At 65.4% G+C, this 16,409-nt stretch carries 14 protein-coding genes; 6 read left to right on the forward strand and 8 right to left on the reverse strand.

The window, feature by feature from the left end; genetic code table 11:
• Nucleotides 1-229: 229 nt before the first annotated feature.
• Nucleotides 230-1,510, reverse strand: coding sequence for a multidrug effflux MFS transporter (locus BJ6T_RS13705; RefSeq protein WP_014492970.1), 1,281 nt, complete (start codon nucleotides 1,508-1,510; stop codon nucleotides 230-232).
• Nucleotides 1,511-1,825: 315 nt separating this feature from the next.
• Nucleotides 1,826-3,655 (reverse strand): aminopeptidase P family protein, encoded by a 1,830-nt coding sequence (locus BJ6T_RS13710; protein WP_014492971.1) that lies wholly within the window; start codon nucleotides 3,653-3,655, stop codon nucleotides 1,826-1,828.
• A gap of 185 nt (nucleotides 3,656-3,840) precedes the next feature.
• On the opposite strand from BJ6T_RS13710, the gene BJ6T_RS13715 reads away from it, so the two are divergent.
• The gene (locus BJ6T_RS13715) at nucleotides 3,841-4,020 is read left to right on the forward strand and encodes a hypothetical protein (RefSeq protein WP_014492972.1); all 180 of its coding nucleotides are present in this window, start codon (nucleotides 3,841-3,843) and stop codon (nucleotides 4,018-4,020) included.
• Between the two features lie 174 nt (nucleotides 4,021-4,194).
• Here the strand turns inward: BJ6T_RS13715 and BJ6T_RS13720 are convergent, their stop codons facing one another.
• Nucleotides 4,195-5,082: a 50S ribosomal protein L11 methyltransferase gene (locus BJ6T_RS13720; protein ID WP_014492973.1), complete on the reverse strand. Its 888-nt coding sequence runs from the start codon at nucleotides 5,080-5,082 to the stop codon at nucleotides 4,195-4,197.
• 162 nt (nucleotides 5,083-5,244) lie between these two features.
• Between BJ6T_RS13720 and BJ6T_RS13725 the strand changes: the two genes are divergently transcribed.
• Nucleotides 5,245-5,400 carry a Flp family type IVb pilin gene (locus BJ6T_RS13725; RefSeq protein ID WP_085965691.1) on the forward strand — a complete coding sequence of 52 codons (156 nt, stop codon included), beginning with the start codon at nucleotides 5,245-5,247 and terminating at the stop codon, nucleotides 5,398-5,400.
• Between the two features lie 296 nt (nucleotides 5,401-5,696).
• On the opposite strand, the gene BJ6T_RS13730 is transcribed toward BJ6T_RS13725, so the two are convergent.
• Entirely contained in the window at nucleotides 5,697-7,307 is a 1,611-nt protein-coding gene (locus BJ6T_RS13730) for a phytoene desaturase family protein (RefSeq protein ID WP_014492975.1), read from the reverse strand.
• Between the two features lie 178 nt (nucleotides 7,308-7,485).
• On the opposite strand from BJ6T_RS13730, the gene BJ6T_RS13735 reads away from it, so the two are divergent.
• Complete coding sequence (locus BJ6T_RS13735) at nucleotides 7,486-9,765, forward strand: fused MFS/spermidine synthase (protein ID WP_014492976.1); 2,280 nt, start codon at nucleotides 7,486-7,488, stop codon at nucleotides 9,763-9,765.
• 17 nt (nucleotides 9,766-9,782) lie between these two features.
• Here BJ6T_RS13735 and BJ6T_RS13740 read toward each other — a convergent pair whose 3' ends face one another.
• Entirely contained in the window at nucleotides 9,783-10,766 is a 984-nt protein-coding gene (locus BJ6T_RS13740; RefSeq protein ID WP_014492977.1) for a glycerophosphodiester phosphodiesterase, read from the reverse strand.
• A gap of 142 nt (nucleotides 10,767-10,908) precedes the next feature.
• On the opposite strand from BJ6T_RS13740, the gene BJ6T_RS13745 reads away from it, so the two are divergent.
• Nucleotides 10,909-12,171, forward strand: a complete 1,263-nt coding sequence (locus tag BJ6T_RS13745) for a zinc-binding metallopeptidase family protein (RefSeq protein ID WP_014492978.1) — start codon at nucleotides 10,909-10,911, stop codon at nucleotides 12,169-12,171.
• Nucleotides 12,172-12,173: 2 nt separating this feature from the next.
• Here the strand turns inward: BJ6T_RS13745 and BJ6T_RS13750 are convergent, their stop codons facing one another.
• Nucleotides 12,174-12,950 (reverse strand): L,D-transpeptidase, encoded by a 777-nt coding sequence (locus BJ6T_RS13750; protein ID WP_039229100.1) that lies wholly within the window; start codon nucleotides 12,948-12,950, stop codon nucleotides 12,174-12,176.
• Between the two features lie 327 nt (nucleotides 12,951-13,277).
• Here BJ6T_RS13750 and BJ6T_RS13755 point away from each other — a divergent pair, with 327 nt between their 5' ends.
• Nucleotides 13,278-13,601 (forward strand): hypothetical protein, encoded by a 324-nt coding sequence (locus BJ6T_RS13755; RefSeq protein WP_014492980.1) that lies wholly within the window; start codon nucleotides 13,278-13,280, stop codon nucleotides 13,599-13,601.
• 108 nt (nucleotides 13,602-13,709) lie between these two features.
• Here the strand turns inward: BJ6T_RS13755 and BJ6T_RS13760 are convergent, their stop codons facing one another.
• The gene (locus tag BJ6T_RS13760) at nucleotides 13,710-14,471 is read right to left on the reverse strand and encodes an ABC transporter permease (protein ID WP_014492981.1); all 762 of its coding nucleotides are present in this window, start codon (nucleotides 14,469-14,471) and stop codon (nucleotides 13,710-13,712) included.
• The gene (locus tag BJ6T_RS13765) at nucleotides 14,468-15,391 is read right to left on the reverse strand and encodes an ABC transporter ATP-binding protein (protein WP_014492982.1); all 924 of its coding nucleotides are present in this window, start codon (nucleotides 15,389-15,391) and stop codon (nucleotides 14,468-14,470) included. Before BJ6T_RS13765 ends, BJ6T_RS13760 begins: the two co-directional genes overlap by 4 nt.
• Nucleotides 15,392-15,679: 288 nt before the next feature.
• Between BJ6T_RS13765 and BJ6T_RS13770 the strand changes: the two genes are divergently transcribed.
• Nucleotides 15,680-16,408, forward strand: coding sequence for a hypothetical protein (locus BJ6T_RS13770; RefSeq protein ID WP_014492983.1), 729 nt, complete (start codon nucleotides 15,680-15,682; stop codon nucleotides 16,406-16,408).
• The last annotated feature ends 1 nt before the right edge of the window (nucleotide 16,409 follow it).

Raw genomic sequence — 16,409 nt, forward strand, 5'->3', positions numbered from 1 at the left:
CTTCACTCTCCACTTACTCCGCTGTCATTCCCCGCGAAGGCGGGGAATCCAGTATTCCAGAGGCATGCGTTGAAGATCTCGCTGTTGCTACCGGCGCCGCGGCGTACTGGATTCCCCGCTTGCCGCCTACGCTAAAGCTTCGGCGGCCCTGGACCTCAGCCCCGGCGAAGCCTTGGCGTAGCCGGGTCGCGGGGAATGACACCGAGATTGGTGCGAGGCCAATCCCCCCTTACATCATCCCGCTCTCTTCCTCCTCGGCCTGCTCGATCAACTCCTCGCTCACCACCAATTCGCGGCGGGGGACAACGAAGATCATCATGCAGGCGCAGAGCAGCGATATCGCCAGCACCGCCGAGGTCAGCGGCAGCGTGGTGGCGGAGTGGCCGCCGAGATAGGCGCCGAACTGCGACATCAGCGCGCCGATGCCCTGCTGGAGGAAGCCCATCGCGCCCGACGCGGTGCCGGCGGCTTCAGGGCGGATGCTGATGGCGCCGGCGGCGGAGTTCGCCATCACGAAGGCATTGCCGACCATCACGATCATCTGCGTGCCGAACAGCCATGCGGGTGCTTCGTTCCAGCCCGTAAAACTCCAGAGCAGGTTCAACAGGCTGCCGCAGAGTTGCAGGCCGAGCCCGAACCAGATCAGCTTTTCCAGCGAGTGTCGCGGCGCGAAGCGCACGCAGAGCAGATTGCCGACGAGATATGCGAAGCCGGTCGTGGCGAACCAGGCGCCATATTCGGCGCTGGTCCGGCCCATCTGCGTGACGACGATGTAGGGGCCGCCGCCGGCGAAGGTGAAGATAATCTGGGACGCCAGCACCTGGCACATCACGTAGCCGATGAAGGCGCGGCTCTTGATCAGGGTGCCGACGTCGCTGCGAAAGCCGCCGCTGCCGATCGCGCGATCGCGGCGGGTCTCGGGCAGCGCGATCGCGATGCCGACGGCGACCGCGATCGCACCGATCGTGACGGCGTAGAAGATCGCCCGCCAGCCGAATGCGGTCTCGATCAGGCCGCCGGTGAGCGGTGAGACCATCTGGCCGATCATGAGCGCTGCGACGACGAGGCTGATCATGGAGGCGACGCGGTCGCGCTCGTAGATATCGCGGATGATGGCGCGGCTCACCACCATGCCGGAGGCGCCGCCGAGCGCCTGGAAGAAGCGCGCTGCGATCAGTTGCGGCAGGGTTTCGGCGAAGATGCAGGCGATGCTCGCCGCGACCATCAGCGCGAGGCCGCCAAGCAGCACCGGACGCCGGCCGAACTTGTCCGACAGCGGTCCCATGATCAGCTGCGACAGTGCGATGCCGACCATGTACAGCGACACCGTCATCTGCGCGATCGAGATGTCGCGGCCGAATGTCGTCGCCAGCACGGGCAGCGCCGGAACCAGGATGTAGAGCGAGATCGGCGCGATCCCGGTCATGACGACCAGCAGCAGCAACACCACGCGCGAGGTCGCGATGTTTTTCGTCGCCGCGTCCGGCGGCCTGCTGATCATGCCGTGCATAGTCGTCCGTCTTTCGAAGTCGAATCGACTGTAGCGTGCTCGCGCAAGACGGATATCGGCGTTTCGGAATGCGGCTATTCGGATTTCGGGACGGTTACGATGAGGGCACGATGGCGACCGATTGGGCGCGTTGCACGCGCCACAAATTCACTGCCATCGCCCGCGAAGGCGGGCGATCCAGTACACCGCGGCTTCTCCGCATACGTTTCTGTCTCTGGAATACTGGATTCCCCGCTTTCGCGGGGAATGACAGGGATGGGCGGGGAAAGAGCGTTGCGCAAATCGCGTAGCGCTATGCGTCTCGGAATGGCGAGCTTACGCCTTCAGCTCCGCCGTCGCCTGATCGAGCCAGGCCTTCGTCGCATCGTCCAGCGCCGGCCGCACCTCGGCGCGAACGCGCGCGTGGTAGGCATTGAGCCAGTCGAGTTCGTCCTTGCCGAGCATCGCGACATCGATCAGCCGGCGGTCGATCGGCGCCAGGGTCAGCGTCTCGAACGCGTTCATCGATTTCTCGGCGCCCTCGATGTCCGCGGCGACCACCAGCTCGAGGTTCTCGATGCGGATGCCGAAGCCGTCGGTCTTGTAATAGCCGGGCTCGTTGGAGAGGATCATGCCGCGCTTCAGCGGCGTGGTGCCGAGCTTCGAGATCCGCGCCGGACCTTCGTGCACGCTGAGATAGCTGCCGACGCCGTGGCCGGTGCCGTGCTCGAAATCGACGCCGGCGGCCCAGAGATATTGCCGCGCCAGCGTGTCGAGCTGCGCGCCGGTGGTGCCGTCGGGAAACACCGCGCGCGCGATCGCGATGTGGCCGCGCAGCACCCGGGTGAAGCGGTCGCGCATCTCGCCGGTCGGCTCGCCCACGGCCATCGTGCGGGTGACGTCGGTGGTGCCGTCTTCATATTGCGCACCGGAATCGATCAGCAGCAAATCGCCCGGCGCGATGCGCCGGTTGCTCTTGCGGGTGACGCGGTAGTGCACGATGGCGCCGTTCGGACCGGTGCCTGATATGGTCGGGAACGAGACGTCCTTCAGCGCGCCGGTGTCGCGGCGGAACGTCTCGAGCGCCTCGACCGCATCGATCTCGGTCAGCTTGCCGCTTGGTGCCTCGCGATCGACGAAGGCGAGGAAGCGCGCCAGCGCCACGGCGTCGCGGCGGTGCGCCGTCCGTGTGCCCTTGATCTCGGTCGCGTTCTTGACGGCCTTGAGCAGTGCAATCGGATCGCTGCCGCGCACCGGCTTGCCGCCGGCACTTGCGATCAGCCGGCTGAGCGCGTCGGCCGCGGTGGCATTGTCGAGTGCGATCGCGGCGCCGCTCTTGGCCAGCGCCATCAGCGTCGGTGCCATCGCATCGGGCTCGCGCACATCGGCGGACTGCTCGAGATGGTCGCGGGCCAAATTGGAGAGTTTTCGGTGGTCGATGAACACGGTCGGCCGGCCGTCCTTCGGCACCAGCGCGTAGGACAGCGGCAACGGGGTATGGGCGACGTCGGCGCCACGGATGTTGAAGGTCCAGGCCACGGCGTGGCTGTCGGAGAGCACCAGCGCGTCGACGCCGAGCTTGGCGATCTCGCCTTTGATTTGCGTGATCTTCTCGGCCTCGGCGACCCCGGCATTTTGCAGGCTGTGCACGGCGACCGGGGCCAGCGGCGGCTGCGGCCGGTCCTGCCAGATCGCGTCGACCGGATTGCTGTCGACCGCGACCAGCTCTGCGCTGGCCTTGGCGCAGGCGGCGGCGAGGCGTTCGGCTGCCGAAGAAGTGTGCAGCCACGGATCAAATCCGAGGCGGTCGCCGGCTTTCAGGTGCGTCGATACCCAGCTCTCCGGCGGCGGATCGATCAGCGATTCCACCGCCCAGGCCTTTGCGTCGACCTGCTTGGCCGCCTGGATCGTGTAGCGGCCGTCGACGAAGATCGCAGCCTCATGCGTCAGCACCACCGCCAATCCTGCCGAACCGGTAAAGCCGGTCAGCCAGGCCAGCCGCTCTTCCGAGGGGGGCACATATTCGTTCTGCTGCTGATCGGCGCGCGGAACGACGAAGCCGGTCAGCTTGCGGCGGGCGAGTTCTTCACGGAGCGCGGCCAGGCGCGCCGTCAATGCGACGCCGGCCTCGGGCTCCTCGAATGTCTGGAAGTGTGCTTCGAACATGGCTCAGTTTAGGATCATGACGATCAGTCCGCAATGTAGACGCATTTGGAGTCGCATCTGGCACGGACCGTGCTTGAAAATGGTCCATTCGAATTGAGTGGAGTACAGGATGCAGCAGTTGCGCTTCGTCCGGATAACAGGGAAATTCGAGCGGGTGGTTCATCTCAACGGCGAGGGGACACACGATGCCAGCGTTCATGTTTGAGAAGATTTCGCCGCCGGCCCACCGCGCCCCGGCCGCAACGCCACCGAAGAAGCCGCGCGGCCTCATCAGCCAGATGATCGACCGTTTCGCCGAGCGCCGCGCCAAGCGTGCCTTGCAGGGCAAGCGCGCGACGCGTCGGGACGAGAAGCCGGCGGAGTAGGGCGGTGTTCGTTCACCTCGCCCCGCTTGCGGGGAGGTCGGATTGCGAAGCAATCCGGGTGAGGAGGGACTCTCCGCGAGTGCAACTCTCACCGTCGCTGCGGAGGCAGCCCCTCACCCCAACCCTCTCCCCTTAAGAACGGGGCGAGGGGCGCAGTACCGCCGCGGACGCAGCTCAACCAATCTTCTTCAGCAACAAACTGCTCCACCCCTCGATCCGCAGGTGCCGCAGCGGCGCGAGGCCGCGTGCGCGGTAGGCGGCGATTACGGCGGGGGCCTGGTGGGTCAAGAGGCCCGAGAGGATGACGCGCGCGCCGGGCGCGAGGTGCCGCGCCATCGGGCCGGCCAATTGCCTTAACGGATTGGCAAGGATGTTGGCCAGGACCAGGTCGAACGGGCCGCATCTGGCAAAGTCCGGCGCGGCAAATCCGGTCGCGCGGACCACCCGCAACTTGTTGCCGACGTGGTTCAGCGTCGCATTCTCGGCCGCCACCCGCACCGACGGCGGGTCGATGTCGGAGGCGAGCACAGCGCGATGCAGCGCCTTCGCTGCGGCGATGCCCAGCACGCCGGTGCCGGTGCCGAGGTCGAGCAGGTTCCTCGGCCGGGAACTCTTCAGGACGTGGTCAAGCAACAGTAAACAGCCGCGGGTGGTGCCGTGGTGGCCGGTGCCGAAGGCGAGCGCGGCCTCGATCTCGATGGCAAGCTTGTTCGGCGCGACGCGATCGCGGTCGTGGCTGCCGTGCACGACGAAGCGTCCGGCCGGCACCGGGACGAGATCTTCGAGGCTCGCCTTGACCCAGTCCTTGGCTTCGACAATGTCGAACACGAGCGTGTCCGCGATGTCGTTTCCTGCCGAAGTTACAATGAGTTCCCGCAGCCATGCCTGATCGGGCGCCTCGGCGAAATGGAGCGTGACGTCCCACTGTCCGTCCGGTCGCTCGAAGGCGGCGACCGCCGCATCGCCGTCGAAAAAGACCTCCGTGAGCACGTCGACGACGCGCTTGGCCGCGGCCTCGGTGCCGATCGAAAAGCAGGCGCGATGAGTGGGAGAAAGCTGCATCCTAGGGTCCCGTCAGTTCAATTTTTGGAACTTTTCTTCCCAATTTCCGTATAACTTGCAGGTTCCGATTTAACCTGACTGCAGGTTGTGTCCCGTACATTTCCGGGTGTTGGATCGAGCCAACACATCTTGAAATTGAAACGGAGGCGAGTCTTGAAGCGCATGGTTTTGAAGTTCTGGTCGGACGAGTCCGGTGCGACCGCGATCGAGTACGGCCTGATCGCAGCGGGTATCGCGCTGGCGATCATCACCGTGGTGAACAGCCTGGGCACCAGCATGAACGAGAAGTTTGGTTCGATTAGCAGTTCCTTGAAGTAATTTCCGCCTCCCATTTCCTGGCGGGGCTGTTTTTCTTTAGAGGCTGTTACCTGACGATCGCCCGCACGGGGAGTTGCCCCCGGCGGGCGAGGTCGTTTTGGGGCGGCCCGGAATGCCCACAGGCCCTCCACTCGTTTCCCCAAAGTTGTCCACGGCCTTATCCCGCCACTCGTCCCCAGCTTTTCCACCGCCTTGTGCGGGGCGCGCCGGGCCTGCCGCGCGCAGGCGACCCACTGCTTTCTCACAGCGTTGCCAACAGACTTGCCAACAGCCTGTCCACAGCTCTTTCCACATACCTATCCACGGCTTCCGAACAGCGAGCGGTGATCCCTCAAGATCGCCTGCGCGGCGTTGTGGCCGGGCGCGCCGGTGACTCCGCCGCCTGGGTGGGCGCCGGAGCCGCAATGATAGAGGCCCTTCAGCGGACCGCGATAGTCGGCATGGCCCAGCATCGGCCGCGCCGAGAACAACTGGTTCAGCGTCAGCGCGCCGTGGAAGATGTCGCCTCCCAACAGGCCGAATTGCCGTTCGAGGTCGAGCGGGGAGAGGATCTGGCGGCCGAGCACGCTTGCCGCAAAGCCGGGTGCGTATTTGTCCACCGTCGCGATCATGAGATCGGCGACCTCCTCGCGATGGTCGTCCCAGGACTTTCCGTCGGGCAGTTCGGGCGCGACGTGCTGGCAGAACAGGCTCGCGACGTGTTTGCCCGCCGGTGCGAGCGTGTCGTCGAGCGTGGAGGGGATCAGCATTTCGACGACAGGCTCCCGGCTCCAGCCTCGCGCGCGCGCGTCGAGATAGGCGCGGTCCATGTAGCCGAGGCTTGGCGCCAGGATGATGCCGGAGGTGAGGTGGTCGCCGTCGCCTGGGAGTGCGGTGAAGGAGGGCAGGCGGTCCAGCGCCACATTCATGCGGAAGGTGCCGGAGCCGTTCTTCCAGTGCCGGATGCGGGCGAGGAAGTCCGCGGGCAGGGCGTCGGCCGCGATCAGCCGCGTGTAGAGCAGCTTTGGATTGACGTTGGCCGCGACATATTTCGCGCGGAGGGACGTGCCGTTCTCCAGCACCACGCCCACCGCGCGGTCGCGCTCGACGATGATCTCGCGCACACCCGCATCCGTGTCGATCGTGACGCCGCGCCCCTGCGCGGCGCGCGCCATCGCCTGCGTGATCGCGCCCATGCCGCCGATGGCGTGGCCCCAGACGCCCTTCTTGCCGTTCACCTCGCCGAAGGCGTGGTGCAGCATCACATAGGCCGAGCCCGCCGCGTAGGGACTGGCGTAATTGCCGACGATCGCATCGAAGCCGAACAGCGCCTTGACCAGATCGTGCTCGAAGCGCTCGTCCAGCATCTCGCCGGCCGAACGGGTGAAGAGATCGAGCAGGCTGCGGCTTTGCTCCAGCGTCAACCCGCGCAGGATGTTGGCGCTCTGGAACGCGTTCATCGCTTCGCGGATCGCGTTCGTGCCAAAACCGTCGAGCAGGTTCGGCGGCGCGCGCAGCACGAACTGCCGCAGCACGTCGGCGATGTCTTCCAGCTCGCGCGAGAACCCGTCGAGCGCGCTTGCGTCGTCCGTGCTCAGCCGCGCGACGGACTCCTTCGTCCGCCCCTCGCCGGTGAGCAGATAGCTGCCGTCGGGCGCGGGCAGAAAATTCTGCGCGCGCCGCTCGACGATCCGCAGGCCCTGTTCAGTGAGGCCCAGGTCGCGGATCACCTGCGGATTGAGCAGGCTCACCGTGTAGGCCGCGACCGAGTTGCGGAATCCGGGGTGAAACTCCTCCGTGACCGCGGCTCCGCCGACCACTTTGCGGCGCTCGACGACGCGCACGCGCAGGCCGGCCATCGCGAGATAGGCCGCACAGGTGAGGCCGTTATGGCCAGCACCGATGATGATGACGTCGGTTTCGGTCATGAAGGATTCAAAATGTTCCACGGTCATTCCGGGATGATCCGAAGGACCAGGCCCGGAATGACATCTGTATAGCAAGCAATCGTCGCTGCAACATCACGAGACCCTTTATTGCCCGTTCAGGCGCGGTGTGCTCCATTGCGCGCGCCCGGCGCCCGCCGGGGTTTTAGCCGGAGCTTCCATGGATTCGATCGTGCAACCCGCCGCCACGGAGCAGCCGTCCTCGTCGCGCAACCGGCTGCTGCTGACGGTGTACACCGCCGCGATCTTCGTCAGCGCGCTGCTGCTGTTCTCGGTGCAGCCGCTGTTCGCCAAGATGGTGCTGCCGCGGCTCGGCGGTTCGCCGGCGGTGTGGTCGGTGGCGATGGTGTTCTTCCAGTCGCTGCTGCTGGCGGGCTATGCCTATGCGCATCTCTTGATGCAGATCAGGAATCGCATCGTTCCGGTCGCGGTGCATCTGGTTTTGCTGATCGCAGCCTTCGCCACGCTGCCGCTCGGCATCGCCACCGCCTATGGTGAGCCACCGGCCTCCGGCTATGCGTTCTGGCTGCTCGGCCTGTTCGTGGTCTCGATCGGCCTGCCGTTCTTCGCGCTCGCCGCCAACAATCCGCTGCTGCAGGCCTGGTTCGTCCGCACCGGCCATCCTGCCGGACACGATCCCTATTTCCTCTATGCATCCTCCAACATCGGCAGCTTCCTCGCGCTGTTGTCCTATCCGTTCCTGCTGGAGCCGATTTTCACGCTGCACACGCAGAACCGGTTCTGGACCCTTGGCTATGGCCTCCTGATCCTCCTGATCGCCGCCTGCGGCGTGCTGCTGCTACGCTCGCCGAAGCTGGCCGTGGTCGACGCAAAAACCGAGGACGTCAATGCGCCGGCCCCAGGCATCGTGACGCGGCTGCGCTGGATCTTCCTTGCCGCGGTGCCGTCCGGCCTGCTGATCGCCGTCACGGCGCACATCTCGACCGACGTCGCGGCGGCGCCGTTGCTCTGGGTGCTGCCGCTGTCGCTGTATCTGCTCACCTGGGTGGTCGTGTTCCAGTCGCGGCCGCTGCTGCCGCACAAATGGATGCTGATACTCCAGCCGGTCGCGATCGCGGGCGTCATCGTCCTGCTGGCCTTCGGCGGCGAACAGAATCTGCTGCTGACCCTCGGCGGCCACCAATTGTGCTTCTTCGTCATCGCCATGGCCTGCCATGGCGAACTGGCGCGGACACGCCCAGCCGCCAGATATCTCACCGGCTTCTATGTCGCGCTGTCGTTCGGCGGCATGGTCGGCGGGCTCTTCGCCGGCCTTGTCGCTCCATTCACCTTCTCCTGGATCGCAGAATACCCGATCCTGGTCGCGCTCGCCGCGCTGTGCCGGCCGCCGGCGAACGAGCGGCTGGCGGGCATCGTCAGATGGTACTGGCTGGCACTCGCCGTGCTTGCGGTGGCGCTGGTCGCGCCGTCTTACTTGACCGGCGATCTCTCGACCTGGTTCGAGGATCATCGCGTCTGGGTCGCGGGGGCCGTCGGCGTGCTCGCAGCACTTCTGGCGCTCGCGCTCAACGCCAGCCGCTGGAAGATCTTCGCCACCGCCGCGCTCGCGCTGGCGTTGATCCGCGTCTATCCGGCGGACGAAGGCCGCGTCACGACGGTGCGCAGCTTCTTCGGCGTGCACAAGATCGTGGTGACGCCCGGCGGCTATTTCCATGTGCTGATGCACGGCACCACGATCCACGGCGCCGAGCGCTTCCGCAACAACGACGGCACGCCGGTCGCCGGCCGGCCCGAGCCGATCACCTACTACCACAAGGACGGCGGGATCGGTCAGGCCATCACCGCGATCCGCGAGCGCAAGGGCGCGCCGCTGAAGGTCGCCGCAATCGGCGTCGGATCGGGCACGCTCGCCTGCGCCGCCGAGCCGGGCGAAAGCTGGACCTTCTTCGAGATCGACCAGTCCATGGTCGATGCGGCGAGCGACCCGAAGAACTTTCGCTACATATCGAGCTGCATGCCGGGCCTGAAGCCGGTGATCGGCGATGCTCGCCTCACTTTCGCGAAAGAGCCCGACGGCGCCTATGACCTGATCATCGTCGACGCCTATTCGTCGGATGCGATCCCGATTCATCTCGCCACCGAAGAGGCGATGAATATCTACAAGGACAAGCTGGCGCCGCACGGCGCCGTGGTGATGCACGTCTCCAACCGGCACCTCGATCTCGAGACCGTCGTGGTCGGTATCGCCGATGCCAACGATCTGAAGAGCTGGGTCTTCAACGAGGATTCCGGACGCGACGGGGACTACATCTTCTCGACCGACGTCGTCATCTCCGCGCGCGAGGAGGCCGACGTCGGCCGGCTCGCCTCCTCCAAGTCATGGGAGCAGACCGAAGCCGACGACCGGGTGCGGGTCTGGACCGACGACTATTCCAATATCCTTGGCGCGCTCTATCGACGCTTGAGGGATGGGGAGTAGGGGCGCGAGATCGAGCCCTACGGCGCGACCGGCGTTCCCGCCGGCAATGCAATTCCCTTCTCGCCCGCGACTTGCCGCAGCAGGTCCGGCCTGTCCGAGATGATGCCGTCGACGCCGAGCTCGATCATGCGCGCCATGTCCTCACGCTTGTTGACGGTCCAGACCACGATGCGCAGTCCGAGCGTGTGTGCCTCCGATACGACCGCCTCGGTCACATCGCCGTAATAGGGCGACCAGACCGTGCCGCCGGCAGCCTTGATCGTCCGCGGCAGCGAGCCGCCGTGATCGGCCGGGCTGAAACCCGCCGTCCAGTTCGTCGCCTTGTCCAACGACACCGTCTGGCCCGAGCCGCGCTGGAGCGTCAGGTAGACCGTCGGAATGTTGGGCGCCTGTTGCTGGACGAGCAGCAGGGTCCGCCAATCGAACGACTGGATCATGACGCGATCGGAAAATCCCTCGGCCTCGATCAGCCCGAGCAGCTTTGCGACAAAGCCTCGCGGATCGAGCGACTCGTCCGGATGGTTTGGATCGATCTTGGTCTCGATATTGAAACGCACGCGCGTGTTGCCGGCCTTGCGCACCAGCGCGAACAGCTGGCGCAGGGTGGGAATGCGTGTCCCCGGCACGGCCCTCTGGTCGGGAAATTGCTTCGCGTAGGAACTGTCGGGGCGGATCTGGCCGACGTCATAGGCCCTGACCTCTTCGAGCCGCAGCTTCACGAACGGTGTGCCCGGCGCGGCGACATAGGCGCCGCCTGCGTCGCGCGCGAGGTCGGGATTGAGCCCGCGTTCATGCGACACGACGACCTCGCCATCCGCGGTGACGCCGACGTCGAGCTCCAGCGTGTCCACGCCCATCGACAGCGCGTTGGCGAAGGCCGGCAGGGTGTTTTCCGGCAACAGCGCGCGCCCGCCGCGATGCGCTTCGAGATCAAAGGCCATGGCTTGTCCCGCAGTGAGAACCGAGAGCACGATCAGGATTGTCGCGGCACGTGACGGCATCGAGTTTCGCAGCCCGGGTGAAAGGAGGAGCTTATGAAATCTTCGCCCGGTTCGTCCAGCTTCGCGCTCGACAGGTGCTTGACGGCGGCCGCGGAAGACGGAAACTGGCTCTCAAAAAACAACGGTTCAGGGAGCCATTCATATGCGGCTTATCTTCATCGCAACGATGGCGGTTCTCATGGTCGGACAGGCGCTAGCCAAGGATGTGCTTTCGGGTGCGAGCCTCTATGAAGATGTGGCGCGCTACGCATCCTTCGGTCTGCACCGCTTCGGCTCCGCGGGCGATAGCGCGACGGCCGACTGGATCGCCGGCGAGATGAAGCAGGCGGGTTTCGAAATCAGCTTCCAGCCCGTCGTGCTCGGGCGGCAATATGTCGTCGAGCGGGCCCGCGCAGAAGCCGCCGGCATCTCCGTCGAGGCGACGCCATTCTGGTGGCCGCCGGAGGACAAGGCCAGCTTCCATCTCGCCGCGCCGCTCGCGCGCGATGGCGATGTCACCGGCAAGATCCTTCTGCTCGATCTGCCGTTCGATCGCGGCGCCTATCTGGGGGCGACCCATCGTGCGGCGATCGCGGAAGCTGCGGCAAGGAAGCCGGCGGCCATCCTGCTGATGATCGGCAATCCCGCCGATGACCGCTTCGCCTATAACGTCACGCAGGAGGATGCGCCCTGGCCGGTGCCGGTGATCGTGGTCGGCGCGGCGTCGCGAGCGGTGTTCGAGCGCGCGCTCGCCTCAGGCGCGCCTGTCACCTTCGACGTCAAGGGCCATTACGAGCGCGATGTTGTCGGCCGCAACGTCATCGCCGAGATCGGGGCCGGCCGTGGCCCGGTCATCGTCGTCTCCACGCCGATGACCGGCTGGTACTCGTGCGTCTGCGAGCGCGGCCCCGGCATCGCCAACTTTCTCGCGCTGGCGCGCACCGTCGCCGCCGAGAAATGGCCGGCGCATCTTGTTTTCATCGCCACCGCCGGCCACGAGATCGGCCACGGTGGCATGGAGCTGTTTTTGAAGCACGGAGCGCCGGCACCGAAGGACACGCTGGCGTGGATTCACTTCGGCTCGTCGAACGCCTGCTATGCCTTCGCGGAAGGCGCCCGCACCGATCGGCCCGAGCAAGAGCGTTATCTCGTGCTGAGCAAATCCGCCGTCGCGCTGACCGACGAGGCTTTTGCAAAAGTCGAGGCCAAACGCCTGGTGACGGAGAAGCAGGCGGTCGGTGAGCTGCGCGACGTGCATGCGGCGGGCTACGCCAATTTCATCGGCATGGCTGGGCGCCATCGGACGTTTCATACGCCGTCGGACGATCTCGCCGCGACCGGGCCCGAGATCCTCGAGCCGGTCGCGCGTGCCTTCGTCGATGCTGCGCGAAAGATCGTCGAACGCGGCAACGCCGCGTTCCGATAGTGTCAGTTCTGATAGTAACCGCGCGGCTGATAGTATTGCCGGGGCTGTGGCTGATAGTAGCCCTGCTGGCCGTAGCCTTGGTTGTAGTACTGCTGCGGCTGCTGCTGATAGACCTGTGCGTCATAGAGCGGGCGGCCGGCCGAGCGCGGCGCGGGATAGCGCGTGCCGGTGTCGCTGCCGTCGGCCGGATAGATGTAATTGTCGTCCTGCGGCATGTAGCGGCGGGCGGGCTGCGCCGGCGGTGCGAGATTCACGGGATCGCCTGAGGTGGCGTATTGCTCTTCGGCGGGTTGCGGCGCGCGGGCCACTGCAGTGGGGTTGCGGCCGCGCGGGTTGCGGGCCAGGGCCACCTGGGCCGAGCCGGTCAGCGTCACCGTGGTGTTGAGCACGCCCTGCTGCTGCACCAGCGCATAGAGCGTCGAGGCATTCTGACGCGACAGTCGCACGCAGCCGTGCGACGCCGGCGAGCCGAGGCGGCTGACCGAGTCGGTGCCGTGGATCGCGTGCCCGACCTTGGTGAAGAAGATCGCGTGCGGCATCGGCGCGTCGTCGAATTCCTTGGAGTAGTGATCCTCTTCCATGCGGAAGGCGCGGAAGGCGCCGCCCGGCGTTTCGCGCGAGGGGATGCCGGTTGACACCGGCCAGTGATAGCGCGCGACGCCGTCGACGGCGACGGTCATCTGCTGATTGTCCTTGTCGACGGTGATCTCGACCTTGGCTTGCGCGGCGCCCGCGCTCAAAAACATCAATGAGGAAAAAACGATGAAAAAGGAACGCATCTGGAAACGCATTTGAGTTCTGGCCTCCGGCCTGTTCACGCTAGGCGCCGCGGCTCGCCGTCCCCCGGCGTGCAATATGCCTGCAATCCGGCTTTCGTTCCAGCGGGCTGCCCGTCCATCGTTAACGCGATGCCGGGCGTAAGCAAGGCCGCTTTGTGCCGCGTGGCTGGCGGCGGCGCTGACATTTTCGCGAGCGTGTCAAGCAGTCACAACGCCGACAATTCGTCACAAAGGCGCAACCATTCGGCCGCTTCAGGCGTTGATCGTGGCTGCCCTCGACGGGCGGCTTCCGCTGCCCTTTCCCCCTTAATTCCCTTGGGACCGAAGATGAACAAAGCCCGTATCGCCGCCGCGCAATTGCCGGCCGGTTTGCCTCTCCGCCTGCTGTTCGCAGCCGCCGCCATCTTGCTCGCGCTGTTGTCGCTGCCGCAAGCCGGCCACGCCCAGGGCATCGTGCGCGGCGCCCAGGAAGGCTCCTATGAAGGCAACCGGATTGCCGGGCCCGTGGGTGGCGTCGTTGGCGGCGCGGTCGGCGCAGGTGTCGGCGGGGCCGTGGGCGCGGTGGAGGGCGTGTTCGGCATTCCGCATCACCGCCATTACCGCTGCCGCGGCTACTATGACGGCTACCATCGCTTCCACTGCTACAGGTAAGGTAGCGCCGTAGCCCGGATGGAGCGAAGCGCAGTCCGGGGCCGCTGGTGCGTGAGGTGACGCTCGTCCCGGATTTCGCTGCGCTCCATCCGGGCTACGGATCTGTGGTCAGTTCTTCAGCCGGTAGCCGGTCCGGAAAATCCACCAGATCACGGCGAGGCAGATCACCAGGAACGCCGTCGTCATGCAGATGCTGACGGACACGCTGACATCCGCGATCTCGTAGAAGCTCCAGCGGAAGCCGGAGATCAGATAGACGACCGGGTTCAGCAGTGCCACCGAGCGCCAGCCTGCCGGCAGCATGTCGATGGAATAGAAGCTGCCGCCGAGGAAGGTCAGCGGCGTCACCACCAGCATCGGGATCATCTGGAGCTTTTCGAAGCCGTCGGCCCAGATGCCGATGATGAAGCCGAACAGGCTGAACGTCACCGCCGTCAGCACCAGGAAAGTCAGCATCCACACCGGATGATGGATGTGCAGCGGCACGAACAGGCCGGCTGTCGCCAGGATGATGAGGCCCAAAATGATCGACTTGGTCGCGGCTGCGCCGACATAGCCCAGCACGATCTCGACATAAGAGATCGGCGCGGAGAGAATTTCGTAGATCGTGCCGGTGAATTTCGGAAAGTAGATGCCGAACGAGGCGTTGGCGATGCTCTGCGTCAGCACCGAGAGCATGATCAAGCCCGGCACGATGAAGGTGCCGTAGCTGACGCCCTCGACCTGGCTGATGCGCGAGCCGATCGCGGCACCGAACACCACGAAATAGAGCGAGGTCGAGACGACAGGCGAGACGATGCTTTGCAGCAGCGTACGCCAGGTGCGCGCCATTTCGAACAGATAGATGGCGCGGATGGCGCGATGATTCATGACGTCCTCACGAGGTCGACGAAGATGTCCTCGAGCGACGATTGCGTCGTGTCGAGATCGTTGAAGCGGATGCCGGCGCTGCGGAGGTCGCTGAGCAGGCTGGTGATGCCGGTGCGCTCGCCCTTGGTGTCGTAGTCGTAGACGAGCGTCGCGCCGCCGTCGCAGACGTCGAGCTCGTAATGGCTGAGGCTGTCCGGTAGCGCCGTGACCTTGCCCTGCAGATGCAGCGTCAACCGCTTCTTGCCGAGCTTCTCCATCAACGTCGCCTTGTCCTCGACCAGCACGATCTCGCCCTTGTTGATGACGCCGATGCGGTCGGCCATCTCCTCGGCTTCCTCGATGTAATGCGTGGTCAGGATGATGGTGACGCCGGATTGCTGCAGCGTGCGCACCACCTCCCACATGCCCTTGCGCAGCTCGACGTCGACGCCGGCGGTGGGCTCGTCAAGGAACAGGACCTGCGGCTCGTGCGACAGCGCTTTCGCGATCATCACGCGGCGCTTCATGCCGCCGGACAGCGTGATGATCTTGTTGTCCTTCTTGTCCCAGAGCGAGAGGTCCTTCAGCACCTTCTCGATATGGTCGGGGTTCTTCGGCTTGCCGAACAGGCCGCGGGAGAAGCTCACCGTCGCCCACACGCTCTCGAAGGCGTCGGTGTGCAATTCCTGGGGCACGAGGCCGATCAGCGAGCGGGCCTTGCGGTACGAGGTCTGGATGTTCTCGCCGCCGACGAGGACCGTGCCTTCGCTTGGGTTGGCGATGCCGCAGATGATCGAGATCAGCGTGGTCTTGCCGGCGCCGTTGGGGCCCAGCAGCGCAAAAATCTCGCCGCGCTTGATGTCGAGATTGACGTTCTTGAGCGCCTTGAAGCCGGACCCATAGGTCTTCGACAAATTGGCGACGGAAATGATGGAGGACATGATGGCCGCAGGGCTGAAAGGTAACGATTGGGGAGGGGAGGCTGGAACCGTCCGGGAGGAGGTCAGCGGAGCACTGAAATAGGAATGCACTTGCCCGGCCGCAATTGGCTGGGGAAAAATGGTCTCAAAACAGGCCCTTCGGTGGCAGGTTCCGGGTAAGTGTTGCGCAAGGGTCACGGCTTGTGGCTAAGATTGCCACTCACGCGCCTCTTTGTTGCGTCTGCGAGCGGGCCGTGGCTACGATTCCGGCCAATCGCAAAGCGTATCGTCCCCAGGGAAAACATCGAGATGAGACCGAACGGCCGTCACACCGCCGGCGCCAGCCAGTTGCCCGCCCTCCGTGTGTGGGCGATCTGCCTGCTCCTGCTGTCAGCTGTTGCCATCAGCCCGACCACCGCCAGGGCGGCGCCGAGCCAGTCCCCGGCCGCGACCACCCATGTCTACCTGCTCCGCGGCGTGCTCAACATCTTCTCGCTCGGGCTCGACACGATCGGCGCCCGGCTCCAGGCGCAAGGCATGCAGGTGACGGTTGCGAATTTCGTGTCCTGGTCCTCGCTCGCCGATGAAGCCGCGGCCGATTACCGGGCCGGCCGAGTCAAGACCATCATCCTGGTCGGCCATTCCTCCGGTGCGACTGCGCTGCCGGACATGATCGCCAAGCTCAACCAGCTCGGCGTTCCCGTGAAGCTCGCGATCGGCCTCGATTCCGTGTTCAAGACCAGGCTGTCGACCGGCGCCGAACGCTACATCAACATCTTTATCGGCGACGGTCCCGGTGAGCCAGTGCGGGCAGCGACTGGCCTCCGCGGCAAGCTCGACAATGTCGACGTCCGCGGCACCGGTGTGGGCCACATCTCGATCGACAAGAGCGAGGCGATCCAGCGCCGCGTCATCGGCGAGATCGACGCCGCCATCATGCGCTCGCGCGCCCCGGCAAGTCCGGTCGCCGAACCCGGCGCACCCAGGGCCCCGCGGCAGGCACGCTCGGCGGCGGCATCGGCTCCGGCCAGGAACTGAG

This window comes from Bradyrhizobium japonicum USDA 6 (genome assembly GCF_000284375.1).
Classification (GTDB): Bacteria; Pseudomonadota; Alphaproteobacteria; order Rhizobiales; family Xanthobacteraceae; genus Bradyrhizobium; species Bradyrhizobium japonicum.

What these genes read in the sequence shown, in the direction of transcription:
- BJ6T_RS13735 (WP_014492976.1), top strand. Translation starts at nt 7,486, where the DNA reads ATGGATTCGATCGTGCAACCCGCCGCCACGGAGCAGCCGTCCTCGTCG.
- BJ6T_RS13760 (WP_014492981.1), bottom strand. Translation starts at nt 14,471, where the DNA reads ATGAATCATCGCGCCATCCGCGCCATCTATCTGTTCGAAATGGCGCGC.
- BJ6T_RS13705 (WP_014492970.1), bottom strand. Translation starts at nt 1,510, where the DNA reads ATGCACGGCATGATCAGCAGGCCGCCGGACGCGGCGACGAAAAACATC.
- BJ6T_RS13720 (WP_014492973.1), bottom strand. Translation starts at nt 5,082, where the DNA reads ATGCAGCTTTCTCCCACTCATCGCGCCTGCTTTTCGATCGGCACCGAG.
- BJ6T_RS13710 (WP_014492971.1), bottom strand. Translation starts at nt 3,655, where the DNA reads ATGTTCGAAGCACACTTCCAGACATTCGAGGAGCCCGAGGCCGGCGTC.
- BJ6T_RS13730 (WP_014492975.1), bottom strand. Translation starts at nt 7,307, where the DNA reads ATGACCGAAACCGACGTCATCATCATCGGTGCTGGCCATAACGGCCTC.
- BJ6T_RS13765 (WP_014492982.1), bottom strand. Translation starts at nt 15,391, where the DNA reads ATGTCCTCCATCATTTCCGTCGCCAATTTGTCGAAGACCTATGGGTCC.
- BJ6T_RS13725 (WP_085965691.1), top strand. Translation starts at nt 5,245, where the DNA reads ATGGTTTTGAAGTTCTGGTCGGACGAGTCCGGTGCGACCGCGATCGAG.
- BJ6T_RS13740 (WP_014492977.1), bottom strand. Translation starts at nt 10,766, where the DNA reads ATGCCGTCACGTGCCGCGACAATCCTGATCGTGCTCTCGGTTCTCACT.
- BJ6T_RS13770 (WP_014492983.1), top strand. Translation starts at nt 15,680, where the DNA reads ATGAGACCGAACGGCCGTCACACCGCCGGCGCCAGCCAGTTGCCCGCC.
- BJ6T_RS13745 (WP_014492978.1), top strand. Translation starts at nt 10,909, where the DNA reads ATGCGGCTTATCTTCATCGCAACGATGGCGGTTCTCATGGTCGGACAG.
- BJ6T_RS13715 (WP_014492972.1), top strand. Translation starts at nt 3,841, where the DNA reads ATGCCAGCGTTCATGTTTGAGAAGATTTCGCCGCCGGCCCACCGCGCC.
- BJ6T_RS13755 (WP_014492980.1), top strand. Translation starts at nt 13,278, where the DNA reads ATGAACAAAGCCCGTATCGCCGCCGCGCAATTGCCGGCCGGTTTGCCT.
- BJ6T_RS13750 (WP_039229100.1), bottom strand. Translation starts at nt 12,950, where the DNA reads ATGCGTTCCTTTTTCATCGTTTTTTCCTCATTGATGTTTTTGAGCGCG.